This is a genomic window from Brucella sp. NBRC 14130, from assembly GCF_040371715.1.
Taxonomy (GTDB): domain Bacteria; phylum Pseudomonadota; class Alphaproteobacteria; order Rhizobiales; family Rhizobiaceae; genus Brucella; species Brucella intermedia.
Genome location: NZ_BAABTE010000005.1, coordinates 38,427 through 62,132, shown reverse-complemented (window position 1 = coordinate 62,132; position 23,706 = coordinate 38,427). Strand labels below are relative to the sequence as shown.

Here is a 23,706-nt window from a genome sequence, read left to right as displayed (position 1 = left end):
ATGCAGGGACAGAAAATTCCCGCAACCGTTATCACGGGTTTTCTTGGATCGGGCAAAACGACGATGATCCGCAACCTGCTGGAAAACGCCAACGGAAAACGCATTGCATTGATCATCAATGAGTTCGGGGATCTCGGGGTCGATGGCGGTATTCTGAAAGGCTGCGGTATCGAGACCTGTCGCGAGGAAGATGTAATCGAGCTCAACAATGGCTGCATCTGCTGCACTGTTGCCGATGATTTCATCCCGACCATGACCAAGCTTCTGGATCGCGCTGATCGCCCCGATCATATCGTGATCGAAACCTCCGGCCTTGCCTTGCCGCAGCCGCTGGTCGCGGCTTTCAACTGGCCGGAGATCAAGACGCAGGTGACGGTCGATGGCGTGGTGACGGTGATCGATGCCGCAGCTGTTGCCGAAGGTCGTTTCGCTGATGACCACGACAAGGTTGATGCGCAGCGGGCAGCGGACGAATCCCTTGATCATGAAAGCCCCTTGGAGGAACTGTTTGAGGATCAGATTCATGCAGCCGACCTTATCGTTCTCAACAAGGCCGATCTGATCGATTCATCAAGACTGGAAAGCGTCAAGGCCGACGTCGCCGAGCGTTCGGCGCGCCGCGTGAATATGGTTCCTGCGAGCTTCGGCAAGCTTGGCGCCGATGTTCTGCTCGGTCTTGGTGTCGGCACTGAAGACGATATCGCCAACCGCAAGTCTCACCATGAAATCCATCATGCAGATGGACACGAGCACGATCACGACGAATTCGAGAGTTTTGTGGTTGAAGCGGGTTCTGTCGCCAATCCCAAGCTATTTGCGGATAAGCTGAAAGCGGTTATCGCGGAACATGACATTCTTCGTCTGAAGGGCTTTGTCGATGTTCCTGGCAAACCGATGCGTCTGGTTGTGCAGGCAGTCGGCCCGCGCATCGAGCATTATTTCGACCGTCCATGGGGCAAGGATGAAGCGCGCTCCACGCGACTGGTCGTGATCGGGCTGCATGACATTGATGAGGCGGCCATCGCCAAGGCAGTGAAAGACGCCGTCTGACCGATGCATCTTCTCCTTGCCCAGAAAGGAACAATCAGCGACGGCAATGAGGCCGTCGATCTCGCCCAGACGCCGGGAGAGATATTGTTCCTTTCCGCCGCCGATACGGAACTGGCCAGTCTGGCGCAGGCGCACAGGCTCGCGCCGGATTTGCTGAGTTTGCGGCTGGCCAATTTCCTGACCCTCACTCATCCCATGTCGGTGGATGCTTATGTGGAGCGTACGGCCAGATATGCGAGCCTTATTGTGGTGCGCATCATTGGCGGTGAGACCTATTGGCCTTACGGGCTGGAAGCGCTGCATGCCTGCGCCGTCAATCATGGCATCAAGATTGCCGTATTGCCGGGAGACGACAAACCGGACCACGGGCTGGACCGGTTTTCGACCGTCTCTGCCCATGATCGAAATGAACTCTGGCAGTATCTGGTCGAAGGCGGGGCAGCGAATACGGGCGCATTTCTTCAATATTGCGCCGCACTGATTTCAGGTTCCGAGAAGCCGGAGAGTGCCGCACCTCTGCTCAAGGCTGGTCTGTGGTGGCCGGGAGACCATGTCTCGTCGCTGGACAGCATCGGCCAGCACTGGAGCGATGCAAAAGCACCTGTCGCTGCCATCATTTTTTACCGGGCGCTGGTGCAAAGCGGACAGACGCAGCCCGTCGATGCGCTGATCGCTTCGTTGCAGGCAAGGGGCCTTAACCCGCTTCCGATATTCGTCTCGAGCCTCAAGGACCGGTTGTCCGCAGCCGTTGTCGATGGTCTGTTTGAGGATTGTCCGCCGGATATCGTATTGAATGCCACGGGATTTGCGATTTCTTCGCCGGGTGCCGAGCGCCAGCCGACCGTGCTCGACAGGCGCGGCAACATGGTGCTGCAAGTCATCTTTTCCGGTACGCCGAAGTCCGTCTGGGAATCGTCGCAGCAAGGGCTGCTGGCGCGCGATCTGGCGATGAATGTCGCCTTGCCGGAAGTGGACGGGCGCGTGCTTTCACGTGCGGTTTCCTTCAAGTCGGCCAAACAGTTCGACGCGGCAGTGGAGGCGAATATCGTTACCCACGAGCCGCATGAAAACCGCGTGGATTTTGTGGCGCAACTTGCGGCAAACTGGGTGCGGTTGAAACGGAAATCACCCGAAGAAAGACGTGTTGCGCTTATTCTTGCGAATTATCCGAACCGTGACGGGCGGCTTGGAAACGGGGTAGGGCTCGATACGCCAGCCGGGACGATCGAAGTCCTGCACGCGATGGCGGATGGCGGCTATTCCCTCTCTGACCTGCCGGTGGACGGGAATGCTCTGATGCGCGCCCTGACAGCTGGTCCGACCAATGCCGCGCGTGACGGGCGAGAGATACGCGAGACGATTTCACTGAATCAATACAAGGCTTTCTTCAAAAGACTTCCCACTGCGATTCAGAAGGAAATTGAAGTCCGCTGGGGTGCGCCAGAAAACGATCCTTACTTTGCGGAGGAACTTGTCGCTTTTGCATTGCCGTTGATGCGGCTGGGTGAAACCTTTGTCGGTATTCAGCCCGCGCGCGGTTACAATATCGATCCGAAAGAGACATACCACTCGCCCGATCTGGTGCCTCCACACGGATATATTGCCTTCTACGCGTTTCTGCGCGAGGTCGCAGGTATCGATGCCATTGTGCATATGGGTAAGCATGGAAATCTGGAATGGCTGCCGGGAAAGGCGCTTGCGCTGTCCGAAAACTGTTATCCGGAAGCCGTGTTTGGTCCCACCCCGCATATCTATCCTTTCATCGTGAATGACCCCGGGGAAGGCACGCAGGCCAAGCGTCGCGCCAGCGCGGTCATTATCGACCACCTGACGCCGCCGCTGACACGCGCCGAAAGCTATGGTCCGCTCAAAGATCTGGAAGCGCTGGTGGACGAATACTACGAGGCCTCCGGTGTCGATCCTCGCCGCCTGCTGAGGCTGAAAGGACAGATACTCGATCTCGTGCGCGACATCGGGCTCGATCGGGATGCGGGCATTCACGATCATGACGATGAAGACATGGCTTTGCAAAAGCTGGATGCCTATCTTTGCGATCTGAAGGAAATGCAGATACGCGACGGGCTGCATATTTTCGGACTTGCACCTCAAGGCAGGCTGCTGACCGATCTTTTGGTCGCGCTGGCCCGCGTGCCGCGCGGTGTTCCGGTTGCGCTCGGTGGTGCGCCGGGCGATCAAAGTCTCCAGCGGGCAATCGCTGCGGATTGTGGACTTGGCGAAACATTCGATCCGCTCGGTTGCAATATGGCCGAAGCCTGGACCGGGTCCAAACCGGAACTCCTTTGCGCCGCAAGCCCTGCAACGTGGCGCATAGCAGGCGATACGGTGGAACGTATCGAACTGCTGGCGGCGAGTTTTATTGCGGGCGAAACGGACTGCCCGGAAGACTGGCTGCAGACGCGGGCGGTGCTGCAATCCATAGAGGAGCATCTGCGCCCCATGGTCGTTTCATGCGGGCCTTCGGAGATAGACGGGTTTCTTGCCGCACTCGACGGGCGATTTGTGCCGCCGGGACCGTCCGGCGCACCGACGCGGGGCCGCCCCGATGTGCTGCCGACCGGTCGCAATTTCTTCTCTACCGACAGTCGGGCCGTTCCCACTCCGGCGGCATGGGAACTTGGTCGCAAATCGGCCGAACTCCTGATTACTCGCTACACACAGGATCATGGTGAATGGCCGACGTCTTTCGGCCTGACCGCCTGGGGAACGTCGAATATGCGTACCGGCGGCGATGATATAGCGCAGGCTTTGGCACTGATCGGCGTCAAGCCGCTGTGGGATATGGCATCACGCCGGGTGACTGGATATGAAATCATTCCGATTGCAAAGCTTGGCCGTCCCCGGGTCGATGTGACGCTGCGCATTTCCGGTTTCTTCCGCGATGCGTTCCCGGAACAGATTGCGCTCTTCGACAAGGCCGTGCGTGCAGTTGGCGCTCTCGACGAAGATGCCGAGGACAATCCAGTCGCAGTTCGTATGCGGATTGAGCAGGCGCGTCTTGTTGTCGAAGGGGCGGATGAAAAGACAGCGCAACGCCGCGCGGGCTATCGTGTCTTCGGTTCCAAACCCGGCGCTTATGGAGCAGGCTTGCAGGCCCTGATCGACGAGAATGGCTGGGCCGGGCGCAACGATCTGGCCGAAGCCTGGCTTGTCTGGGGCGGCTACGCCTATGGTGCAGGCGAGGAAGGGCAGGCCGAGCGCGGTCTTCTTGAAGAAAGGCTTCGCTCTGTTCAGGCCGTGGTTCAGAATCAGGACAATCGCGAGCACGACCTTCTCGACAGCGATGATTACTACCAGTTCGAAGGTGGAATGGCCGCGACCGTGGAAAGCCTGAACGGGGCAATGCCTGCGGTTTATCACAATGACCATTCCCGCCCGGAAAAGCCAGCGATCCGGGCGCTGGAAGAAGAGCTGTCACGCGTCGTGCGCGGGCGGGCGGCTAATCCGAAATGGATCACAGGTGTGATGCGTCACGGCTATAAAGGCGCGGCAGAGATTGCGGCGACCGTCGACTATCTGTTCGCCTTTGCGGCGACCACCGGCAAGGTCGGAAATCATCACTTCGAGGCGGTCTATCAGGCTTATATTGCCGACAGGACAGTGCATGATTTCATGGCCGAGAAAAATCCCGCGGCGCTTGCCGAGACAGCGGCGAAGCTGAACAATGCCATCGAGCGGGGCTTCTGGACACCACGCTCCAATTCGGCGCGGTTTGAACTGGAACAACTTGCGACTTTGAATCCGGGAATGAGGACAAATGGCTGAAAAATCTGCAAAACTTCTGTCCATGACGGAAGAGGAACTGAACGCCCGCCATGCGGACAAGATGCGCAAGAAGAAAGCTGCCCGCGACAAGATCCAGGCGACAAAGACCGAGGAAAAAGGTCTGGTGATTGTCCATACCGGCAAGGGCAAGGGCAAATCGACCGCCGGTTTCGGGATGGTTTTCCGCGCGTTGGGCCACGGAATGAAGATCGGGGTCGTGCAGTTCGTCAAGGGATCGTGGGACACAGGCGAGCGCTGGGTTCTCGAAAAATTTCCCGATCAGGTCACGATTTCAGCGCTGGGAGAGGGCTTTACCTGGGAGACGCAGGATCGCACGCGAGATATCGCCATGGCGCGCGGTGCTTGGGAACAAGCCAAGGCGCTGATAATGGATGAAAGCTACGATATGGTGCTCTGCGACGAGTTGAATATCGTGCTTCGCTACGATTACCTGCCGGTCGAGGAAGTGATAGAGGTTCTCAAGGCCAAGCCGGAGATGAAGCATGTCATCATCACTGGCCGCAATGCCAAGGACGAGCTGATTGAAGCCGCAGACCTGGTGACCGAGATGGAGATGATCAAGCATCCATTCCGCGCCGGGGTGAAGGCACAGAAGGGCATCGAGTTCTAGTTGCGCATTATCCTGCGCAAAACCGTTTCACACTTTTGCTGGAAATGCTTCAATGTTGGACAGCTGGCAGTTCTGGGCACTGATGTCGGCGGTGTTTGCCGCGTTGACGGCGATCTTTGCCAAGATCGGTATTCAAGGCATCAATTCGGATTTCGCCACGCTCGTGCGCACGCTGGTTATCATCGGTGCATTGTGCCTGTTCCTGACCGTTACCGGCCAGTGGCAGAAACCGGGCGAAATTTCCGGGCGGTCGTGGCTGTTTCTGGTGCTTTCTGGGCTGGCGACCGGCGCTTCGTGGCTTGCTTATTTCCGGGCCTTGCAGATAGGTGACGCATCGCGCGTCGCGCCGATCGATAAATTGTCGGTGGTGCTGGTGGCCCTGTTCGGCGCGGCATTCCTCGGCGAGCGCATGTCCACCATCAACTGGTTCGGCATTCTGCTGATTGGTTGTGGTGTCGTTTTGGTGGCGCTTAGAATTTAAAATCCCATCCACTGGCGCAGCGGATTGGTTCCATCCATCAGGAGGCGAACTGCCAGCGCCAGGCTGACGACGACCAGAAGCGGCTTGATGATGCGTGAGCCGACCTTCATGGCGAGGCTTGCGCCGATCTGCGCGCCGATGAACTGGGCAATACCCATGCAGATGCCGATTTTCCAGTTGATGGTGCCGACGAGGGCAAAGGTTACAAAACTGCCGACATTGGAAGCGCAGTTGAGAAGCTTCGTATGCGCGGTAGCTTTCAACACACCGAAACCGGCAAGCGCCACAAAAGCGAGCATGAAGAACGATCCGGTTCCGGGGCCGAAAAGCCCATCGTAAAAACCGATCAGCGGAACGAGGGTTACGCCGAAAAGAAACGGTCCGAGACGTCGTGCCCGATCAACATCGCCAAGGCTCGGCTTGACGGCAAAATAGACTGCGATGGCGATCAGGAGGATCGGCAGGGCCGCGCGCATGATATCCACGGGCAGAACGGTTGCCAGCAATGCGCCGAATACCGAGCCGATGAGCGAAGCGAGCGCTTCGGGCCACTGTTCCCTGATATTGACATGCCCTTTGCGCGCATACGCAATGGTTGCTGACGATGAGCCGAACAGTCCTTGCAGCTTGTTCGTGCCCAATGCTTCAACGGGCGGTATTCCGGCCAGCAACAGGGCGGGAATCGTAATCATTCCGCCGCCTCCGGCTATGGAATCGATGATTCCGGCAATGAATGCCGCAGCCGTGAGGAGCAGGGTAAGCGTGTCAAAAAATTCAAGCATCGGGGGAGCCTAAAGGAGAGGTTGGGGCAACATAGAGCAGCTGCTTGGCGAACGCCAGTCAAACAAAGGCGCACTCGGAAGAAAGCTGGGTCTCGGAGCGAGATTGTTTTCCTGCTCGTCCGGCGCTATTCATTATAAGCAGACTGAAAGTTTAGAGGGGTTCCATGAGCGAAAGCATCTTTGAGCGGATTACTGCTTTTCTGAGCAGGAAGAGCGCCGTGCAGCGTGTCGCCGATGATCCGGCGCTCGCTTCTGAACTGCTTTTGCTGTTGCATGTGGTGTTTGCCGATGGCGATCAGCACCCAGCCGAAATAGCCGCATTCAAGGAAATTGCCGAAAAGAATTTCGGCATTCCACCGGAAGAGCTTCCGGAAGTCGCGGAATATCTCAAGGATTTTGCTTACGAGACGACAACCAAGCAAGCCGCCAACATGCTGGCGGAAATGGCGCCGGAGCGTCGGCTGGCACTGCTTGGTGACCTCGTGACGATTGCCTGCTCCGATAATCGCCTTGATCGTAGCGAAGCAACAATGATCCAGCGCATTGCCGATACGCTTGGGGTCAAGCCGGAAGAACTGCACAAAGCGCGCCAGTCATCTCCCTTTGGGTTCTAGAAATTTCAATAGGGTTCTTGGCATGGGCGGTTCGTCGGGCGTGACGCTTGATGAACTTTTGGCCTTGGCCGAGCAGGTGTTGGCTCGGGGTGGGGGCGCACGGCCCGATGCTATTGCAACCTTGAGCGCGAAGCGCGCCGAGCCGGTGTGGGCGGAGCTTGCGTCGCATTATGATTGTGCGCTCTGTTTTTTCGATGCCGCGCGACTGGAGCAGGAAACACCGCGTCTCAAAAACCCGTCGGACGCTGTTTTCCGGGCAGTCGGTTGTCATGGCGTTGCCGAAGCGGCAGCGCTTGCTGCTGCCGGTCCGCACGGTATTCTCGCGGTCGAGAAAACCGCGTCCGTCCGGACAACTGCCGCCTTGGCGATTGCTGGTTCCGACGCCGCTCCGCAGTTCAGGAAGGTAAAATTGTGACTGTTCATTTCATTGGCGCCGGTCCTGGCGCGGCGGATCTTATCACCGTTCGTGGCCTGCGCCTGATCGAGCGATGCCCCGTCTGCATCTATGCGGGATCACTGGTGCCGATTGAACTTGTTGCCGGAGCACCAAAGGATGCACGTCTGGTCGACAGTTCATCCCTAACTTTGGATGAGATCATCGCCGAAATGGAAGTCGCCCACGCTAACGGCCTCGATGTCGCGCGGGTGCATTCCGGTGATCCATCGATCTACGGCGCGATGGCCGAACAGATGCGCCGGCTGGACAGTCTCGGCATTCCCTATGATGTGACGCCGGGCGTGCCAGCCTTTGCGGCCGCTGCCGCCGCCATGAAGCAGGAATTGACCATTCCAGAGGTCAACCAGACCATCATTCTGACCCGCACCTCGATGAAATCGTCCGCCATGCCCGAAGGCGAAGACCTCGCCACGCTTGGCCGGTCAGGCGCGACGCTGGTGATTCACCTCTCCATTCGCAACCTCACGAAGATCAAGGCCGAGCTGATGCCCCTTTATGGCGCTGATTGCCCTGTTGTCGTTGCCTATCGCATAGGATGGCCGGACGAGCAGATATTGCGCGGTACTTTGGCGGATATAGCGGAGAAGGTGGCGGCATCCGGGTTGATACGCACGGCGATGATTTTTGTCGGGCGCGGGCTGGACCCAAAGAGCTTTCGCGATTCAGCGCTCTATCATGAGGCGCATAACCACGCGGCACGTTCAAAAGCCTAAGCTTGTGCGGGCAAATGCGATTGCATCTTCCGGCGAGGTGACGATGTTCCTGGCCGCAACCGGCGGGCGGGAAATTATCATGACCGGAAGCCTGAGCGCGCGAGCGGCTTCGATCTTGGCATAGGAAATGGTGCCACCCGAATTGCGGCTGACGATCAGTCCGATCTTGTGTTTCTCCAGAAATTGCTTTTCCGCAGCGAAATCGCCGGGCCTTGCGAGGATAAGCTCGCAATCCGGCGGCAGCGCCGCGTCCGGCGGGTCGATCATGCGCATGACGAAATGAACATCAGCGCGCTTGGCAAAAGGGGCGATGTGCTGGCGACCGAGCGCCAGAAAGACGCGCGCGTGGGGAGGAATGGCGTTCGCAGCTTCGGCTTCGCCGGAAATATCGATCCAGTTGTCATCTGGCTGCTTTTCCCAGGCGGTGCGCTCCAGCCGAACGAGTGGGGTTTTCGTCGCCTCTGTGGCGATGACGGCATTTTGCGATATACGCGCCGCGTAAGGATGGGTGGCGTCGATCACGAGGTGGATTTTTTCGGCCCTGATATAGTCTGCAAGGCCCTCCGGTCCACCGAAGCCACCGATGCGAACCGTTCCAGTGAGTCTGGCTGGATTGCTGGTGCGTCCGGCAAGCGAGGTGATGGCTTTGACAGGGAGTTCCGCAAAAGCCGTTGCGAGCGCTGCCGCCTCGGCGGTTCCGCCCAGAATGAGTATCTTCGGCTCAGACCCGCGCAAGGATATTTCCACTGCGGTCAGTCACGATAATCTCAACCTCCACAGGTGCGCCGCGAAGGGTTTCCAGCGCAGTTTCCTTCGCTTTGAGCGCAATCGGTGTGGCCATGTCGATGCCGATTGATTGAGTCAGTTCAAGTACTTCCAGCGCAGTGTTCGCAAAGAGAATCTGATCCTTCATACTTGTCGGGGCGCCCGCCTTATCGGCAATGGCCCAGAGGAAGCCCTTGTCCACTTGCGAGCGCGACGAATGAAGATCGAGCGCGCCTTGCGCAAGCTTGGTCAGCTTGGCGAAGCCACCTGCGATCGTCAACTTGTCGATGGGATGGTCTCGCAGATATTTAAGCACGCCGCCTGCGAAATCGCCCATGTCGAGAATGGCAAAATCCGGCAGATCATAGAGCGCCTGCGCTGCGTCTTCGGACGTGGAACCGGTTGCGCCGAGCACATGTTTTTGCCCGGCAGCACGCGCAACGTCGATGCCGCGATGGATCGAGTGAATCCAGGCCGAGCAGGAAAACGGGTGAACCACACCAGTGGTGCCGAGAATGGAAATGCCGCCGATAATGCCGAGGCGCGGGTTCCATGTTTTCGTGGCAATCTCTTCCCCGCCTGGCACTGATATCGTGATCACGAGGTCGGCGGGCAGGCCATATTCGGCGCAAATCTGCTCGCAGATTTCCGTCATCATGCGGCGTGGAACCGGGTTGATCGCTGCTTCGCCGGGTGGAATTTGCAAGCCGGGACGCGTGACCGTGCCAACCCCTTCACCGGCGCGAAAGACGACGCCGGTCCCCGGCGGGGCCGGGTATACCGTCGAGATGATGGTTGCGCCGTGGGTTACGTCGGGATCGTCGCCCGCATCCTTGACGATGCCCGCCATCGCATAGCCGTCGCCCAGTCCTTCATAGGCAAGCTGGAAGTACGGCACTTCGCCCTTGGGTAGAATTATGCCGACAGGATCGGGAAATTCCCCGGTGATGAGCGCCGTCAAAGCCGCTTTGGTGGCAGCCGTCGCGCAGGCGCCAGTGGTCCAGCCGCGGCGAAGCTCGACCTTTTCCTGACTTTTATTCGTTGGAGCAGTTTCGTCATTCATGGACGCCTTATAATGTATCTGCTAGCTGTGTCGCCAGATAGAATAATGGTTGACGAGAATGAACAAGGCTGAAGAAACAGCGGCATGTGTCATTGCTAAAAGCAAAATGACGTTGCCCGTCATGGAGCCCGGCCACGTCTGGCTCGTGGGGGCTGGGCCGGGGGATCCCGGCCTTTTGACGCTTCATGCCGTCAACGCCCTGCAACAGGCGGATGTTATCGTTTATGACGCACTGGTGGATGATGCCTGCCTCTCTCTGAAACATGCAGATGCTGTTCTGGAATATGCAGGCAAGCGCGGCGGCAAGCCTTCGCCGAAACAGCGCGATATTTCTCTGCGGCTTGTCGAACTTGCGAAACAAGGCAATAAGGTGCTGCGGTTGAAAGGTGGCGATCCGTTTGTTTTCGGACGCGGAGCAGAAGAGGCGCTGACGCTAGTGGAACACGGGGTTCCGTTTCGCGTCGTTCCCGGAGTGACTGCCGGAATTGGCGGCCTCGCCTATGCAGGCATCGCCGCTACGCATCGCGACATCAATCAGTCCGTGACGTTTCTGACTGGCCACGACGCCAGCGGTCTGGTGCCCGACGGAGTAGACTGGACCGGTATCGCCAGAACCTCTCCGGTGATCGTCATGTATATGGCGATGAAACATATTGATCTTATTGCCAGGCGGCTGATCGATGCCGGACGCTCGCCCGACGAGCCTGTCGCCTTTGTGTGCAATGCGAGCCTGCCTAGCCAGACCGTGCTCGAAACGACATTGGCGCAGGCTGCAAAAGACGTGGAAGCGGCGGGGCTGAACCCGCCTGCGATCGTGGTTGTGGGGCAAGTGGTTCGCCTGCGGGATGGATTGGACTGGATGGGCGCTTTGAGCGGCAAGATCCTGTTCAGCGACCCGCTTGGCAGAAAGAACCAAAATGAGGGAGCGCAAACCGCATGAAGGGTTTCATGATCGCTGCACCGGCTTCCGGGTCGGGCAAGACAACGGTAACGCTGGGTTTGTTGAGGGTTTTGAAACGCAGGGGCGTAGCGCTTGCACCGGCGAAAGCCGGGCCGGATTATATCGACCCTGCCTATCACAAGGCTGCGAGCGGCGCGGATTGCTTCAATCTCGACCCTTGGGCGATGCGTCCTGAACTTATCAGCGCGCTTTCCTCGCGCATGACCGAAAGCAGCGCCAAGCTGCTGGTCGCCGAGGGCATGATGGGGCTCTTTGACGGAGCGATGGACGGGAAGGGTTCTTCCGCCGATCTGGCCCGGGTTCTCGAGCTGCCGGTGGTGCTGGTGGTGGATTGTGCACGGCAATCACACTCGGTCGCGGCGCTTGTGTGGGGCTTCAGCCAGTTTCGCAAGGATGTGCTGATTGCCGGAATTATCCTCAACCGGGTTGGCAGCCCGCGGCACGAAGCGATGCTGCGTGGCGCGTTGGAGCCACTCGGCATTCCGGTTCTCGGCGCCTTGCCTCGCGATACCGATCTTTCGCTGCCAGAAAGGCATCTGGGACTGGTGCAGGCGGGCGAGCATTCCGACCTCGAAACTTTTCTGGATCATGCCGCTGATGTGATTGAAGCGCATATCGATCTGGATACGTTGCAGTCGATCTGGTCGCGGCCGAAGCGTTACGATGCGATGGCCAATGTTCCACGCCTGAAACCGCTTGGGAACCACATTGCGGTTGCCCGCGACGATGCATTCGCCTTTGCCTATGCGCATCTGTTTGAAGGCTGGCGCAGGCGAGGTGTGGAGATTTCGTTCTTCTCGCCGCTTGCAGATGAGGCTCCGAGACAGGATGCAGACGCAATCTATCTGCCCGGCGGTTATCCGGAACTTTACGCAGGCCGTCTGGCACAAGCCGCACGTTTTCAAACGGCAATACGCGATGCCGCAACGCGTGGTGCGACTGTTTATGGCGAATGCGGCGGCTACATGGTTCTTGGCGAGAGCTTGCAGGATGCGGAGGGTGTTGCGCATCCGATGCTGGGTCTTCTGCCGCTTGAAACGAGCTTCGCGAAAAGAAAGCTGCATCTTGGCTATCGCCTGCTGGAACCGCTTGAGGGCTCACCCTGGAAGGAGCCATTGAAGGCGCACGAGTTTCATTATGCAAGCATCCTGCGCGAAGGAGAGGCGGATCGGCTTTTCCGTGTGCGGGATGCCGCACGAGACGAGCTTGGCGAGGCAGGTCTCAGGGTCGGGTCCGTTTCAGGCTCTTTCATGCATGTGATCGATTTTTGCGGAGACAAAGCTTGAGTGCAGAAATCGAGCATGGCGGCGCGCTGGACAAGGCCGTCGCGCGCTTTGGCGGAAAGCCGGGAGGCTGGCTTGATCTTTCAACGGGCATCAACCCGGAGCCTTTTTCACTTCCCGAACTGACACCGGAAATCTGGAACCGCTTGCCGGATGAACGGCTGATGCTGGAAACGCTGCGGCTGGCCCGCAGCTATTATGGGCTGCGTGAGAATGCGTCCATTGTCGCAGCTCCCGGCACACAGGCTTTGATCCAGCTCGTCCCGACATTAGTTGCTCCGTCGACGGTTGCGGTTCTCGGGCCGACCTATCAGGAACATGCCGCTTCGTTCGTTGCCTGCGGCTGGAAGGTCGTGTCGTGTGCGGCAATCGGTGAAATTCCGGACGAGGCGACGGCGGCAGTTATCGTCAATCCCAATAATCCCGATGGTCGTGTGGTTTCAAAAGACGATCTTCAGCATCTGGCGCGAAAACTTGGTGCGCTGGGCGGCTTTCTGATCGTGGACGAGGCTTTTGCGGACGCGCATGAGGATGTCAGCGTTGCAGCGGATGCGGAAGACATGCCGATGATCGTGCTGAAATCTTTCGGCAAGTTTTTCGGGCTGGCTGGCGTTCGTCTGGGCTTTGCCGTTGCCGGTCAGCCGTTTGTCGAGGCATTGCAGCAGCGGCTTGGGCCATGGGCGGTATCCGGCCCGGCGCTTGCCATTGCCAGCCATGCCTTCCGCGGTGCCGAGGCGCTTTCCAACTATCGCGCGCGTATTGATCTGAGGCGCCTGGAACTCTCTGCTGTTCTCGAGAAATCCGGTCTGAAGGAAATCGGCGGCACGGCGCTGTTTTCTCTTGTTGAACACCCGGATGCGCACGAACTCTATGTCAGACTGTGCCAGAGACATATTCTGGTCCGGAAATTCAATTACGCCTCGCGCTGGTTGCGCATTGGTCTGCCGTTGGATGACGTGGCGCTTGCGCGCTTGGAAAAGGCGTTGAAACTTTGATTCAGTTTTTCTGGTCAAGCTCATGGAAATAAAGCTGATTATTCTTTCGCTTGCGCTGCTTCTCGATCGCTTTGTCGGCGATCCGCCGCAGCTATGGCAAAGGATGCCGCATCCCGTCGTCCTGTTCGGGAAAGCAATTTCATGGGGTGAAAAGCGCTGGAACAACCGAAATCTCGCTGCTGCGGTGCTTCGCCGAAATGGCATGTGGCTGACGGTTGGGCTGGTGGCTGTCTCTGTCGTTCTGGGGCTTGTCCTTGAGTTCCTACTGCCCTTTGCCGGAACAGCAGGCGCTGTTGCCGAAATTCTGATCGTGACGGTGCTGCTTGCGCAGAAAAGCCTTGCCGATCATGTGCAGGCGGTTGCGCTGGCGCTGCGGGAGGACGGCCTCGAGGGCGGACGGCGGGCCGTGTCGATGATTGTTGGACGCAATCCCGAGCATCTTGATGAGGGCGGCATCAGCAGGGCAGCGATAGAAAGTCTGGCCGAAAACGCATCCGACGGCATTGTCGCGCCTGCATTCTGGTTTCTGGTGGGCGGATTGCCGGGGCTGTTTGCCTACAAAATGATCAATACCGCCGACTCGATGATTGGTCATCTCAATGATCGCTATCGCGATTTCGGCCGTTTCGCGGCGAAGCTGGACGATGTTGCAAACTACATTCCTGCCCGGTTGACGGGGCTGCTGGCTTCACTGGCCACCGCGATCACGAAAGACAGGCTTTCAGGAAGGGGAGCTTTCTCGGTCATGCGCCGTGACGCGCGCCTGCATCGCTCGCCCAACGCAGGCTGGCCGGAATCGGCATTTGCAGGCGGGCTGGGGCTGGCATTGGCCGGTCCGCGCCAATATGGGACGGAAAAAGTTGAAGGTCCCATGCTCAATGCATCCGGCAAACGCGATGCCAATGCCGATGATATAGATGCCGCGCTTCACCTTTTCTGGTCAACCATGAGCCTGATGACCGGGCTGGTGATCGCCGCCAGTCTCATTGGGCTACTTGTCGGCTAGCACGAACCGTTTGCCGTCGAACCGCTGGAGGCGGTTGGGGTTGTCCGTTCGGATGCCGTTGTCGTCGAACTTGATCGTGCCAAGCACGGTTTCGAAGGAACCAGTGCGAAGCGTATCAAGCACCGGCTGCTTCTTCTCGTCGGCGCGCAGGATCGCATCCGCAGCAATCTCCGCGCTGGCATAGCCGATGATGGCATAAGCATCGGCCAGTTTTCCGGCCTGATGCAGTGCGTCGATTGCGGGTTTTGCTGTTGAAAGGTCCTGCGGCCGGACCGGAGCGATCATCAAAGTGCCCTCGCTTAAGGGCTGTGCGCCGGGCGCGGCATCAAGCAGGCTCCCGCCTGCAATCGTCAACGGATGATTGAGGACGGCAGCGCTTGTACCGATGGCGGCGATATCGTCACGTTCGCCGCCGACATAGACATGGGTTGCGCCTGCGCGCCGCAGGCGGGCGACTAGCGCATTCTGATTGTCGAGGCCGGGCCGATAGGTATCGGTAAAAACCGGTTGCAGCTGCTGCTCCTTGAGGCTGGCCAGAACACGTGCGGCACGTTCGCGTCCCTCAATCGTCCCGTCATCGATGACGGCAAAAGCCTGGGCACGCCAGAGACTGCCGAGAAAACTGCCTGTTGCTTCCGTTTCCTTGTCGAGTCCGGTTGCGAGTCGGAATACTGCCATCGGTGCGGGTGCGCGCCTTTCGGTCAGCGTGGGTTCACTGACGCCCGAGGCCACGATAACTATGTTGCCAGCTGCGAGAACCGGGAGCGCCGCCTCAAGGGCGTCGGGACACAGAAAGCCGGTTACGATCCGGACGTTTTCCCTCACGAAACGTTCCGCCGCTTCCCTGCCGCCTTCGGCATCGCAGCGGTCATCGGAAATGACGAGTTCAGCGCCTTTCGTCGCGGCCGCGATGCGCGCCCCTTCGGCCAGCTGATTACCCAACGGAGCGAAGGTTCCCGACAGGGGCGCTGCAAGTCCGATGCGCATATCTGCTGCCTGTGCCAGTACGGAACTGGCCAGCAGTGAGAGGATGATGCTTGTCAGCGCTGCGGCAGGACGTTTCCCTAGCTCGATCACGTGATCCGTCTTCAATAAACAATTCGTGGCATTTTCAACGAAAAGTGGGTAGCTGTTTCCTCGCCTTTGTGCAATGCCCGTTTCTGGGGGCCGATATCGCGGGCTTCTGAACATGGTAGCTGGCTTCAGGTAACATACCCATAGGGCGAGATGGATTCTGTTGGACGTGCAAACGATTAAGAACATCATTTCAAGTGCAGCTTCGGTGGAATCCAAGTCCTACCGCGATGCCATGAGCCATTATGCCGGCGCAGTGCAGATCGTCACGACCGCGGGCAGTGCGGGACGGCGCGGTCTAACCCTGACGGCGGCCTGCTCAGTGTCCGATAATCCGCCGACCATCCTCATCTGCCTGCAGAAGATCCACGAGGAAAACCGGCTGTTCATCGACAATGGGGTTTTTGCCGTCAACACGCTTGCCGGCTCGCATCAGCAGCTGGCGGACGCATTTTCCGGCCGCATTGGTCTGACGCAGGACGAGCGGTTCGAACTGGCGCGGTGGGAAGTTCAGGTTACCGGAGCGCCCATATTGGAGGGAGCGCTTGCCTCTTTCGATTGCCGAGTGGTGAGCGTTCAGGATCATTCCACCCATCACGTGCTTTTCGGCGAAGTGGTAGGCCTGCGGTCGAGGGCCGAAGAGGAAGCGCTGGTTTATCTCAACAGGCGCTACCATACGCTGGAGCTGTGATGTCGAGACGTGCAACACGCAGCCTCCTCGGAGTGTTGTTTCTGCTTTCGGCGGCGACGGCATCCGGGGCTTCGTCGCTGCCGCCTTACAAGGACGACTATTTCGCCTATCCCGGCGTCATCAGCAGCGCCGACAATGGCGATTACAAGGTCGTCGGTTACAATGAAATGCGCGATATAAACGGGCGCGATGCGGTGCCCGAAAAGCGGGTGAAAGACGCCTATGTCTCGCTAAAGGCGCGCGCCTACCAGAAGGACGTCACGTTTCAGACCAAAGCTGGGCCAGTCAAGGCCATGACGGCGGGCAAGCGCGAAGGTGCATCCTTCATCGTCATCTATCTGCATGGCCGGGGCGGCAATCGCCTGCAAGGCATGAATGATTTTACCTTCGGCGGTAATTTCAACCGGGTGAAGAATCTCGCTGCATTGAACGGCGGCTTGTATGTCACACCGGACTTCAAGGATTTCGCCGATGCGGGCGAGGCGCAGATTGCCGGGCTGATTGAAGCTGTCAAAGCTTCGTCGCCAAGCGCTCCCTTGATCCTGTCCTGCGGCTCGCAGGGCGGAACGCTGTGCTGGCGCATAGCGGGCAACGAAAACGCCGGTAGTCAGCTTTCAGGTCTCATCCTGCTCGGCTCGCTTTGGGATGAGGGATTTTTCAAGTCTCCCGCATTCAGGAAGCGCGTGCCCGTTTTCTTCGGTCATGGAAGCCGCGACCCGGTTTTCGCCATCGACAAGCAGGAATCCTTCTATCGCGAGATACGCAAGCGCGCGCCGGGTTATCCGGTTCAGTTTCGCCGTTTCGAGAGCGGCAATCACGGCACGCCCATCCGCATGTCGGATTGGCGGGAAATGCTGAACTGGATTTTGGCAAAGCAGTGACGTCAGCCTGTGGATGCGAATCGAAATTCTGGCAATGTGACCTTCCTGCCACTCGACAATCGAGCAAAACCGAATAGTTATCGAACTTAAATTTTACCTACTCAGCAGATCCTATGAGGTTGATCATGTACGGACGCGCCCGCACCGGAGCCCGTTTCCTAGCCATTGCCATGTTGGCCCCGCTTGCCGCTGCCTGCACGACGACTGTACCGACCACGACGGCGACGCCGGGCAAAACCGAGGCCCCGGTTAGCGCGCCGACGATTTCGATGCCGCGCTTCACTCCGACTGCTTATGTCGACCCTGCGCTGGCGCAGCCGTGCATCACCGCTGCTGCCAACAAATACTTCCTGCCGGAACGCGTTATCTCCGCCGTCAATTCCCGTCCGGGTGCAGCAGGCGGAACGGATGTCGATCTCAAGGTGGACCTGCGCACGGCTGTTTGCCAGCTCACTGCAAAGGGCGGTGTGCGTGCCGTCATCGACACGTCGCCGAAAAGCGCGGATCAGATTGCAGCCGAAGCAGCTGCCGCCAAGGCGGACGCCGCCGCCGCTGCCCAGCCGAAGAAGGCCAAGGCGAAGAAGAACTGATTCAACTGTCACGGCTAACATGCGAAAAAGGCAGGGTTTTCCCTGCCTTTTTGTTTGTCACTTCTCAGGCTTTTCGCCGTACCAACGCGGTGTATAAACCCATTCGCGGCCATCGGACTTCGCAAACCGTTGTGTATGCGAGGAGCCGATGATGACCACGGTGCGCATGTCGACATCCTCTGGCGTCAATGCACCCAGCGTAGTTGTCCGTGTCGTCTCGGCAGGTCTGCCTATGTCTCGTCCAAGGACGACGGGCGTTCCAGGCGATCGATATTGGCGCAGGATTTCCAGCGCGCGGCCAAGCTGATGCGGGCGCGCCCTGGAGATCGGATTGTAGAACGCCATGGCGAGATCGGCTTCGGCGGCAAGCGCCAGGCGCTTTTCGATGACCTCCCAGGGCTTCAGGTTGTCCGATAGCGAAATGATGCAGAAGTCATGTCCCAGCGGCGCACCAATGCGCGATGCGGCAGCCATTGCCGCTGAAATTCCAGGCTGGATGACAAGCTCCACGCCGTGCCACGCGGGATTGTCCGTTTCGTGCAGCGCCTCGACAACCGCCGCAGCCATCGCAAAGACACCGGGATCTCCCGACGAAACCATGACGACATGCCGCCCGGAAGCCGCGAGTTCGAATGCATGACGGGCGCGCTGCATTTCCTCACGATTGTCGGTCATGTGAATGGTTTGGTCCGGGCGGAAAGGGCGAAGATTCTCCTCAGCCATTCGCACATAGGTCTCATAGCCGAGAATGTCTTCAGCCTGTTCCAGTTCATGCTGGACGGCAGGCGTCATCAGGCTGCGCGATCCGGGCCCAAGTCCGATAACGACCAGCTTGCCGCGCTTTCGACCGACAAACAGCACATCTGCCGGGGTTGACGCAACGGCGATGGCGAGTCCGTCGTCTTCTATCAGCTCAATCGGCTGCTCGACCGAACGAAGGACGAGTTCGCGGACATGGGGTGCATCCGCCACAAAACGGAGTGGAATACCAAGCATCTGTGCCGCTCCGTGAAGTTCCGACGCAGCGCAGTCTTTTTCATCGGCGAGGAGCAAGGCCAGTGACTGCCGGGCTTTCCCCGCCCGGGCAAGCGCATGCTCAACATTGGCCTGAAGGTTTTCGCGGACCATATCAACGGCAATCGCCACGCTGCGCGGATGATAAATCAACTCGTCGGGACGCGGCACGCGATTGTGGGGCGTTATGCTGATCGTCAACGCGCCGTCGTCGGCGAAAGGCAGTTTCGATTGCGCAAGCCAGCGCGATCGTCCTTCAATCCGCAGCTTCTGTCCCGCGAGCAGGTTCGACATGAAACTTTTCGCGCTGTCTGGATTGGCAAGCGTGAGTTCGGCAGGCGGATGCAGCAGATTGATTCCGAAGCGCAGTTCGCCGGACGTGGTTATTGCAGGCGCGACCTCAAGCGCCGCTGCAATCTGCCGCGCCATGTCGTTGACACCCGAGAGCCCACCCAACAGTGGCACGACCGCACTTCCATCCTCAGCCACGGCGAGAACTGGCGGTTCGATACGCTTGTTCTCAAGTAGCGGGGCGAGCGCCCGGATGACGATACCGGCGGCGCAAAGCGCGATGATCGGACGGCCTTCCTCATAGAGCGACCTTATTGCATCGCCGAAATGCATGAAGGTGTTGTCAACCGATGCAACGCGGCTCTGAAGGCCGCGTATTTCGGCGCGCTCCAACGCCATTGCGATCCGTTGCGCGGTGGGAACAGCTGCTTCTCCAAGCACCAGAATCGCAGGGGTCATGCGCCGTTCCATTTTTGCCCCGGAACGAGAATGATCGAGAAATAAGGGCAGTCGTCACCATCGACTTCGGCAAGGGGCACGATGCGCTGGTTGGACATGGTGGCGCGCTCGACATAGAGCGCACGGTCCATGAGACCGAGATCACCCAGCACTGCGCGGACCTTGTCGAGGTTCTTGCCGAGCTTCATGATCGCCGCAGCTCCCGTATCCGCGAGCCGCTGCTTCAGTTCCTCCGCGCCCATGACGCCGGAAAGAACGGAGAGCGTCTGGTTGCGATAGACAAGCGGCGCACCGAGGACGGCAGAGGCACCGAGAACGGAACAGACACCGGGCACGACTTGCGTTTCATACCGCCCTGCGAGCCGGTCGTGGATATACATGAACGAGCCGTAGAAGAAGGGATCGCCTTCCGCGATCACGGCCACATCCTGTCCCCGATCAAGATGGCTCGCGATCGTGTCCGTTATCTCACCATAGAAATCGCTGACGATCTGCTCGTAATCCATATGCGCCGGGAGCTTTTCCGTCGTCACCGGATAGATCAGCGGCACGAGAACCTGTTCGGGCGAAAGATATTCCTCGACGATGGTAAGGGCGTTGCCCTTCTTTCCCTTGGCGGCGTGATAGGCAACGACCGGCGCGCTCTTGAGAAGGCGGAGGGCTTTCAGCGTGATCAGTTCAGGATCGCCGGGGCCGACACCGAGGCCAAACAATCTGCCTTTTGCTGCCATTATTCGCGCTCCGACGCGAGCGCGTTGACCGCCGCTGCCGTCATGGCGCTGCCGCCGCGTCTTCCGCGAACGATCACGTAAGGCACGCCACGGCTGTTGGCGGCGAGTTCGTCCTTGGATTCCGCCGCACCCACGAAGCCAACCGGCATTCCGATGATGAGCGCCGGTTTCGGCGCACCGGCATCCAGCAATTCGAAGAGGCGGAAGAGGGCGGTTGGTGCATTGCCGATTGCAACCACGCTGTTGGCGAGATGGGGAAGCCAGAGGTCGAGTGCTGCGGCCGAGCGGGTGTTGCCGACCTTCGCGGCTAGCTCGGGAACCGACGGATCGCCAAGCGTGCAGATGACTTCATTATTTGCAGGCAGACGGGAACGGGTAATGCCTTCGGCCACCATGCGCGCATCACAAAGAATGGGCGCACCGGCGAGCAGGGCGTCGCGCCCGGCTTTACCTGCGCCTTCCGAGAAGGCGAGGTCATTGACTACATCCACCATGCCGCAGGCGTGAATGACCCGGACTGCAAGCTTTTCCAGATCGGCGGGTATGCGGCTCAGATCGGCCTCGGCACGAATGATGGCGAAAGACCGGTCGTAAATGGCCTGTCCGTCGCGGATGTAGTCTGTCATGGTGGACCACTCTAATCAGTGTCGGGCGTTCAGAAGGTGCGCCGCTTGGTCAATGGTAATATCAGTCGCCAATAACCGTCCGAAGCGCGATGGTCCAGCCCCGTCTTGCGGAAACGGCTCCTGCGTATAGAGATCGTAGCGGCCTGCCGAGCGCGCCAGCAGGGTATGCGGCAATGGCGCAAGCGCGGCGCATGATTTGGCGCATCCTGTAATGTGCACGGATGACGTTCCGGGACTTAAACGTGTCGCCAGCTTCCCGCCGTCGGTTTGAGTGTCGGCGAGCGCAGAGGCACATCCACTCGAGCCCGAACAGGCACGAAGCCGCGCGTGCGGGACTTCGGCTGTCGTTTCGAGACCAAGCGAACGGAGTTTTTGGGTGAGGTCGATCACCCGGGTTTCGTTTACATAAGGCAGGATGACACCTTGCCAGGGCGTAAGGCGCAGCTCGCTTTTTCCGCTCTCGGAGAGGTCCGCCAGCGCGCTGAGTTGGCGCGGCGTCAGCCGTCCCATCAGCGGTGTCGCGCCGATATAAATCGACCCATCGCGCTGCCGGTTCGGTCCGAGATGCGAAAACGCCATCGGTACCTTGCGTTTCCAGCCATTTGCCGAATGGATGGGAAAAGGGAGTTCCCTTTCCAAATTGGCCAGAAACTGCGATGGCGAAATGATCTCGAAGAGATGCTTCATCCGCGCAAAGCTGCCCTGCTGTAAAAAGCAATGCAGCAACGCTTCGATGAACAGCAGGGCGTGTCCCGCATCTATGGTTCCCAGCGCGGGTTTTTCGGGAGACGAGGCGAGGCCAAAAGCGTAGGTTTTCCGGTCCATGGATGAAAGCCAGATATCGCCCGGATGCGAAACCATTGCGCAATCCTCACCGCCGTCAATCTGCAAGGAGAATTTCGGCGATAGCGCATAGAAAGTCTCATTCGCCTGCAGCGTATCGAGCGCGGATGAGGCCAGTTCCGTGACATCGGCTATCTGGCTCCGATCAATGCCGGCCGTGGGGCTGACCATCACGTTGCGAATATCATCAGCACCGGGGTTTTCTGCTCCAAGGCCGGCGTCGTGCAGCGCAGCGACAACATTATCCCAATGTTCGGGCGCAATACCGCGCAACTGGATATTGGAGCGAATCGACAGCTCTATTGCGCCTGCATCGAAACGTTCAGCTATTGCTGCAATTGAACGTGCCTGATCGGCTGACAAGCGGCCCAGCTTCAGTTTTATGCGGGCAATCGCACCGTCTTTCGCCATCACCATGCGCGAGAGGCCGGGGCAGGCGTTGCGCCTGTCAGGATAGGTATGCAGCGAATTGGTGATCGGATTGCTCGGCATTTCAGTCTTATACGCCTTGCCGCATGCACTTGCTACTGTCCGCGACAGAGCGAAATGCCTCACATTCGTTCGCGCTTCCGCTCTATCCGTTTGTTTTGCCGCATTTATGCGAAGTCAGGTGATTTCACCTGACTGCAAAATGCTCTACGAACTCGGGAAAAGGAGCATCGCGCATGGCACGCTGGCTGACAGTGATCGGGATCGGTGAAGACGGGTTTGATGGGCTTGGAAAAACCGCGCTTGCGGCTATCGCCTCGGCCAAGGCCATTTTCGGCGGCAGACGCCATCTGGATTTTCTGAACGATGGCATCAAAGCCGAACGCGTGGCCTGGCCGTCTCCATTCGACGAAGCTATCGGGATGATCGAGGCCTATCGCGGCCAGCCGGTCATCGCGCTGGCAAGTGGCGATCCGATGTTTTTTGGCGTGGGTGCAACTTTGGCCCGGCATTTTTCGCCGGAAGAATTGCTGGTTCTACCGCATCCGTCTTCGCTTTCACTGGCCGCGGCGCGGATGGGCTGGCCGCTCCAGGATGTCCGCACAGTCAGCGTGCACGGTCGTCCGTTTGAATTGCTGCAGCCGCATATCCTGCCCGGCGAGAAGCTCCTGGTGCTCAGCAATGACGGTACGACGCCAGCAAAAGCGGCGGCACTGCTCAAGGGCAAGGGGTTTGGCCAAAGCCGCATGACTGTTCTTGAGCATATTGGTGGCTCCAAGGAGCAACGTGTACAGGATATCGCCGAAAACTGGTCGCACGGGCGATGCGCCGATCTGAATGTTCTGGCAATCGAATGCATCGTCGCACCGGAAGCGAACGTGTTTTCGCCTGTCGTAGGTCTTCCCGATGAAGCGTTCGAGAATGATGGCCAATTGACCAAGCGCGACATTCGTGCCGTCACGCTGTCACGATTGCAGCCATTGCCGCGTCAACTGCTATGGGATGTGGGTGCCGGTTGTGGTTCGATTGGCATCGAATGGATGCGTGTTCATCCCTCGTGTCGTGCGATTGCCATTGAGGCCAGCGAACAGCGACAGGCAATGATCGAGCGAAATCGCGCCGCACTGGGCGTTCCCGGATTGCAGCTTGTCAGGGGGGAGGCGCCCCTGGCGTTGGCGGGCTTGGAAGCGCCAGACGCGATCTTCATCGGCGGCGGGGTGACGGATGATGGTGTGCTGGAAGCTTGCTGGAACGCCTTGAATCCGGGGGGTAGGCTGGTTGCCAACGCCGTGACCCTGCAAAGCGAAATGCTGCTTTTCAACTGGCGTGAAAAGTACGGCGGAGAACTGACGCGATTGTCGGTTGCGCAGGCTGGGGCGCTCGGTTCTTTCGATGTCTGGCGGCAGGCACTACCCGTCACGATTTATTGCGGGTTCAAGCCAAAATGATGACTTGAATAGTCATGTTATATTCGGGTAAGGCTGGGGAAATTG

23 protein-coding genes are annotated in these 23,706 nt (G+C 58.8%); 15 read left to right on the top strand and 8 right to left on the bottom strand.

The features are described 5' to 3' along the window. From cobW to ABWW28_RS11415, 4 genes are read left to right on the top strand one after another with little or no spacing between them, the layout of a single operon-like run. The gene (gene cobW, locus ABWW28_RS11430; protein WP_021585998.1) at positions 1-1,050 is read left to right on the top strand and encodes a cobalamin biosynthesis protein CobW; all 1,050 of its coding nucleotides are present in this window, start codon (positions 1-3) and stop codon (positions 1,048-1,050) included. Positions 1,051-1,053: 3 nt separating this feature from the next. Continuing rightward, the gene (cobN, locus tag ABWW28_RS11425; protein WP_021585997.1) at positions 1,054-4,833 is read left to right on the top strand and encodes a cobaltochelatase subunit CobN; all 3,780 of its coding nucleotides are present in this window, start codon (positions 1,054-1,056) and stop codon (positions 4,831-4,833) included. Beyond that, complete coding sequence (cobO, locus tag ABWW28_RS11420; RefSeq protein WP_021585996.1) at positions 4,826-5,464, top strand: cob(I)yrinic acid a,c-diamide adenosyltransferase; 639 nt, start codon at positions 4,826-4,828, stop codon at positions 5,462-5,464. Before cobN ends, cobO begins: the two co-directional genes overlap by 8 nt. Positions 5,465-5,516: 52 nt before the next feature. Beyond that, positions 5,517-5,945 (top strand): EamA family transporter, encoded by a 429-nt coding sequence (locus ABWW28_RS11415; RefSeq protein ID WP_006467107.1) that lies wholly within the window; start codon positions 5,517-5,519, stop codon positions 5,943-5,945. Here the strand turns inward: ABWW28_RS11415 and ABWW28_RS11410 are convergent. Continuing rightward, on the bottom strand, positions 5,942-6,727 hold the full coding sequence (locus tag ABWW28_RS11410) for a TSUP family transporter (protein ID WP_021585995.1): 786 nt from the start codon (positions 6,725-6,727) through the stop codon (positions 5,942-5,944). The two genes, ABWW28_RS11415 and ABWW28_RS11410, sit on opposite strands and share 4 nt — an antisense overlap. 164 nt (positions 6,728-6,891) lie before the next feature. Between ABWW28_RS11410 and ABWW28_RS11405 the strand changes: the two genes are divergently transcribed. Genes ABWW28_RS11405 through cobM form a run of 3 tightly spaced genes read left to right on the top strand, consistent with a single transcriptional unit; the run spans position 6,892 to position 8,511 of the window. After that, positions 6,892-7,341 carry a tellurite resistance TerB family protein gene (locus tag ABWW28_RS11405; protein ID WP_353391019.1) on the top strand — a complete coding sequence of 150 codons (450 nt, stop codon included), beginning with the start codon at positions 6,892-6,894 and terminating at the stop codon, positions 7,339-7,341. A gap of 22 nt (positions 7,342-7,363) precedes the next feature. Continuing rightward, positions 7,364-7,756 carry a cobalamin biosynthesis protein gene (locus ABWW28_RS11400; protein ID WP_021585994.1) on the top strand — a complete coding sequence of 131 codons (393 nt, stop codon included), beginning with the start codon at positions 7,364-7,366 and terminating at the stop codon, positions 7,754-7,756. Further along, positions 7,753-8,511, top strand: a complete 759-nt coding sequence (gene cobM, locus ABWW28_RS11395) for a precorrin-4 C(11)-methyltransferase (RefSeq protein WP_021585993.1) — start codon at positions 7,753-7,755, stop codon at positions 8,509-8,511. The genes ABWW28_RS11400 and cobM overlap by 4 nt, the downstream gene beginning before the upstream one ends. Here cobM and ABWW28_RS11390 read toward each other — a convergent pair. Together ABWW28_RS11390 and ABWW28_RS11385 are read right to left on the bottom strand one after the other, a co-directional pair. Next, positions 8,500-9,246, bottom strand: coding sequence for a cobalt-precorrin-6A reductase (locus ABWW28_RS11390; protein WP_021585992.1), 747 nt, complete (start codon positions 9,244-9,246; stop codon positions 8,500-8,502). The two genes, cobM and ABWW28_RS11390, sit on opposite strands and share 12 nt — an antisense overlap. Beyond that, on the bottom strand, positions 9,233-10,339 hold the full coding sequence (locus ABWW28_RS11385; protein WP_021585991.1) for a cobalt-precorrin-5B (C(1))-methyltransferase: 1,107 nt from the start codon (positions 10,337-10,339) through the stop codon (positions 9,233-9,235). The genes ABWW28_RS11390 and ABWW28_RS11385 overlap by 14 nt, the downstream gene beginning before the upstream one ends. A gap of 58 nt (positions 10,340-10,397) precedes the next feature. Between ABWW28_RS11385 and cobA the strand changes: the two genes are divergently transcribed. Genes cobA through cbiB form a run of 4 tightly spaced genes read left to right on the top strand, consistent with a single transcriptional unit; the run spans position 10,398 to position 14,584 of the window. Then, positions 10,398-11,279, top strand: a complete 882-nt coding sequence (cobA, locus tag ABWW28_RS11380) for a uroporphyrinogen-III C-methyltransferase (protein ID WP_031346345.1) — start codon at positions 10,398-10,400, stop codon at positions 11,277-11,279. Next, positions 11,276-12,586, top strand: a complete 1,311-nt coding sequence (locus ABWW28_RS11375; protein WP_021585989.1) for a cobyrinic acid a,c-diamide synthase CobB — start codon at positions 11,276-11,278, stop codon at positions 12,584-12,586. Before cobA ends, ABWW28_RS11375 begins: the two co-directional genes overlap by 4 nt. After that, positions 12,583-13,578: a threonine-phosphate decarboxylase CobD gene (gene cobD, locus ABWW28_RS11370; RefSeq protein ID WP_112670221.1), complete on the top strand. Its 996-nt coding sequence runs from the start codon at positions 12,583-12,585 to the stop codon at positions 13,576-13,578. The genes ABWW28_RS11375 and cobD overlap by 4 nt, the downstream gene beginning before the upstream one ends. Positions 13,579-13,600: 22 nt before the next feature. Continuing rightward, complete coding sequence (cbiB, locus tag ABWW28_RS11365) at positions 13,601-14,584, top strand: adenosylcobinamide-phosphate synthase CbiB (protein ID WP_353391015.1); 984 nt, start codon at positions 13,601-13,603, stop codon at positions 14,582-14,584. Here cbiB and ABWW28_RS11360 read toward each other — a convergent pair. Then, on the bottom strand, positions 14,570-15,661 hold the full coding sequence (locus ABWW28_RS11360; protein ID WP_031346344.1) for a branched-chain amino acid ABC transporter substrate-binding protein: 1,092 nt from the start codon (positions 15,659-15,661) through the stop codon (positions 14,570-14,572). The genes cbiB and ABWW28_RS11360 overlap by 15 nt on opposite strands. Before the next feature lie 166 nt (positions 15,662-15,827). On the opposite strand from ABWW28_RS11360, the gene ABWW28_RS11355 reads away from it, so the two are divergent. From ABWW28_RS11355 to ABWW28_RS11345, 3 genes are all read left to right on the top strand, one after another. Continuing rightward, positions 15,828-16,349, top strand: a complete 522-nt coding sequence (locus ABWW28_RS11355; RefSeq protein WP_031346343.1) for a flavin reductase — start codon at positions 15,828-15,830, stop codon at positions 16,347-16,349. Continuing rightward, complete coding sequence (locus ABWW28_RS11350; protein ID WP_021585984.1) at positions 16,349-17,230, top strand: alpha/beta hydrolase; 882 nt, start codon at positions 16,349-16,351, stop codon at positions 17,228-17,230. Before ABWW28_RS11355 ends, ABWW28_RS11350 begins: the two co-directional genes overlap by 1 nt. Before the next feature lie 125 nt (positions 17,231-17,355). Continuing rightward, the gene (locus ABWW28_RS11345; RefSeq protein ID WP_021585983.1) at positions 17,356-17,820 is read left to right on the top strand and encodes a hypothetical protein; all 465 of its coding nucleotides are present in this window, start codon (positions 17,356-17,358) and stop codon (positions 17,818-17,820) included. A 57-nt stretch (positions 17,821-17,877) separates the two neighbouring features. Here the strand turns inward: ABWW28_RS11345 and cobJ are convergent, their stop codons facing one another. From cobJ to cobG, 4 genes are read right to left on the bottom strand one after another with little or no spacing between them, the layout of a single operon-like run. Further along, the gene (cobJ, locus tag ABWW28_RS11340; protein ID WP_170873265.1) at positions 17,878-19,584 is read right to left on the bottom strand and encodes a precorrin-3B C(17)-methyltransferase; all 1,707 of its coding nucleotides are present in this window, start codon (positions 19,582-19,584) and stop codon (positions 17,878-17,880) included. After that, a complete protein-coding gene (locus tag ABWW28_RS11335; protein WP_021585981.1) occupies positions 19,581-20,315 on the bottom strand; it encodes a precorrin-2 C(20)-methyltransferase in 735 nt (244 codons plus the stop codon). Before ABWW28_RS11335 ends, cobJ begins: the two co-directional genes overlap by 4 nt. Then, positions 20,315-20,941 carry a precorrin-8X methylmutase gene (locus ABWW28_RS11330; RefSeq protein WP_021585980.1) on the bottom strand — a complete coding sequence of 209 codons (627 nt, stop codon included), beginning with the start codon at positions 20,939-20,941 and terminating at the stop codon, positions 20,315-20,317. Before ABWW28_RS11330 ends, ABWW28_RS11335 begins: the two co-directional genes overlap by 1 nt. Before the next feature lie 15 nt (positions 20,942-20,956). Then, the gene (gene cobG, locus ABWW28_RS11325; protein WP_021585979.1) at positions 20,957-22,276 is read right to left on the bottom strand and encodes a precorrin-3B synthase; all 1,320 of its coding nucleotides are present in this window, start codon (positions 22,274-22,276) and stop codon (positions 20,957-20,959) included. Between the two features lie 173 nt (positions 22,277-22,449). Between cobG and ABWW28_RS11320 the strand changes: the two genes are divergently transcribed. Beyond that, a complete protein-coding gene (locus ABWW28_RS11320) occupies positions 22,450-23,661 on the top strand; it encodes a bifunctional cobalt-precorrin-7 (C(5))-methyltransferase/cobalt-precorrin-6B (C(15))-methyltransferase (protein ID WP_021585978.1) in 1,212 nt (403 codons plus the stop codon). Positions 23,662-23,706 lie beyond the last annotated feature (45 nt).

Bases quoted from the DNA above. Each gene is read 5' to 3' on its own strand.
- cobW (WP_021585998.1), top strand. From the start codon at position 1: ATGCAGGGACAGAAAATTCCCGCAACCGTTATCACGGGTTTTCTTGGA.
- cobN (WP_021585997.1), top strand. From the start codon at position 1,054: ATGCATCTTCTCCTTGCCCAGAAAGGAACAATCAGCGACGGCAATGAG.
- cobO (WP_021585996.1), top strand. From the start codon at position 4,826: ATGGCTGAAAAATCTGCAAAACTTCTGTCCATGACGGAAGAGGAACTG.
- ABWW28_RS11415 (WP_006467107.1), top strand. From the start codon at position 5,517: ATGTTGGACAGCTGGCAGTTCTGGGCACTGATGTCGGCGGTGTTTGCC.
- ABWW28_RS11410 (WP_021585995.1), bottom strand. From the start codon at position 6,727: ATGCTTGAATTTTTTGACACGCTTACCCTGCTCCTCACGGCTGCGGCA.
- ABWW28_RS11405 (WP_353391019.1), top strand. From the start codon at position 6,892: ATGAGCGAAAGCATCTTTGAGCGGATTACTGCTTTTCTGAGCAGGAAG.
- ABWW28_RS11400 (WP_021585994.1), top strand. From the start codon at position 7,364: ATGGGCGGTTCGTCGGGCGTGACGCTTGATGAACTTTTGGCCTTGGCC.
- ABWW28_RS11385 (WP_021585991.1), bottom strand. From the start codon at position 10,339: ATGAATGACGAAACTGCTCCAACGAATAAAAGTCAGGAAAAGGTCGAG.
- cobA (WP_031346345.1), top strand. From the start codon at position 10,398: ATGAACAAGGCTGAAGAAACAGCGGCATGTGTCATTGCTAAAAGCAAA.
- ABWW28_RS11375 (WP_021585989.1), top strand. From the start codon at position 11,276: ATGAAGGGTTTCATGATCGCTGCACCGGCTTCCGGGTCGGGCAAGACA.
- cbiB (WP_353391015.1), top strand. From the start codon at position 13,601: ATGGAAATAAAGCTGATTATTCTTTCGCTTGCGCTGCTTCTCGATCGC.
- ABWW28_RS11350 (WP_021585984.1), top strand. From the start codon at position 16,349: ATGTCGAGACGTGCAACACGCAGCCTCCTCGGAGTGTTGTTTCTGCTT.
- ABWW28_RS11345 (WP_021585983.1), top strand. From the start codon at position 17,356: ATGTACGGACGCGCCCGCACCGGAGCCCGTTTCCTAGCCATTGCCATG.
- cobJ (WP_170873265.1), bottom strand. From the start codon at position 19,584: ATGACCCCTGCGATTCTGGTGCTTGGAGAAGCAGCTGTTCCCACCGCG.
- ABWW28_RS11335 (WP_021585981.1), bottom strand. From the start codon at position 20,315: ATGGCAGCAAAAGGCAGATTGTTTGGCCTCGGTGTCGGCCCCGGCGAT.
- ABWW28_RS11330 (WP_021585980.1), bottom strand. From the start codon at position 20,941: ATGACAGACTACATCCGCGACGGACAGGCCATTTACGACCGGTCTTTC.
- cobG (WP_021585979.1), bottom strand. From the start codon at position 22,276: ATGCCGAGCAATCCGATCACCAATTCGCTGCATACCTATCCTGACAGG.
- ABWW28_RS11320 (WP_021585978.1), top strand. From the start codon at position 22,450: ATGGCACGCTGGCTGACAGTGATCGGGATCGGTGAAGACGGGTTTGAT.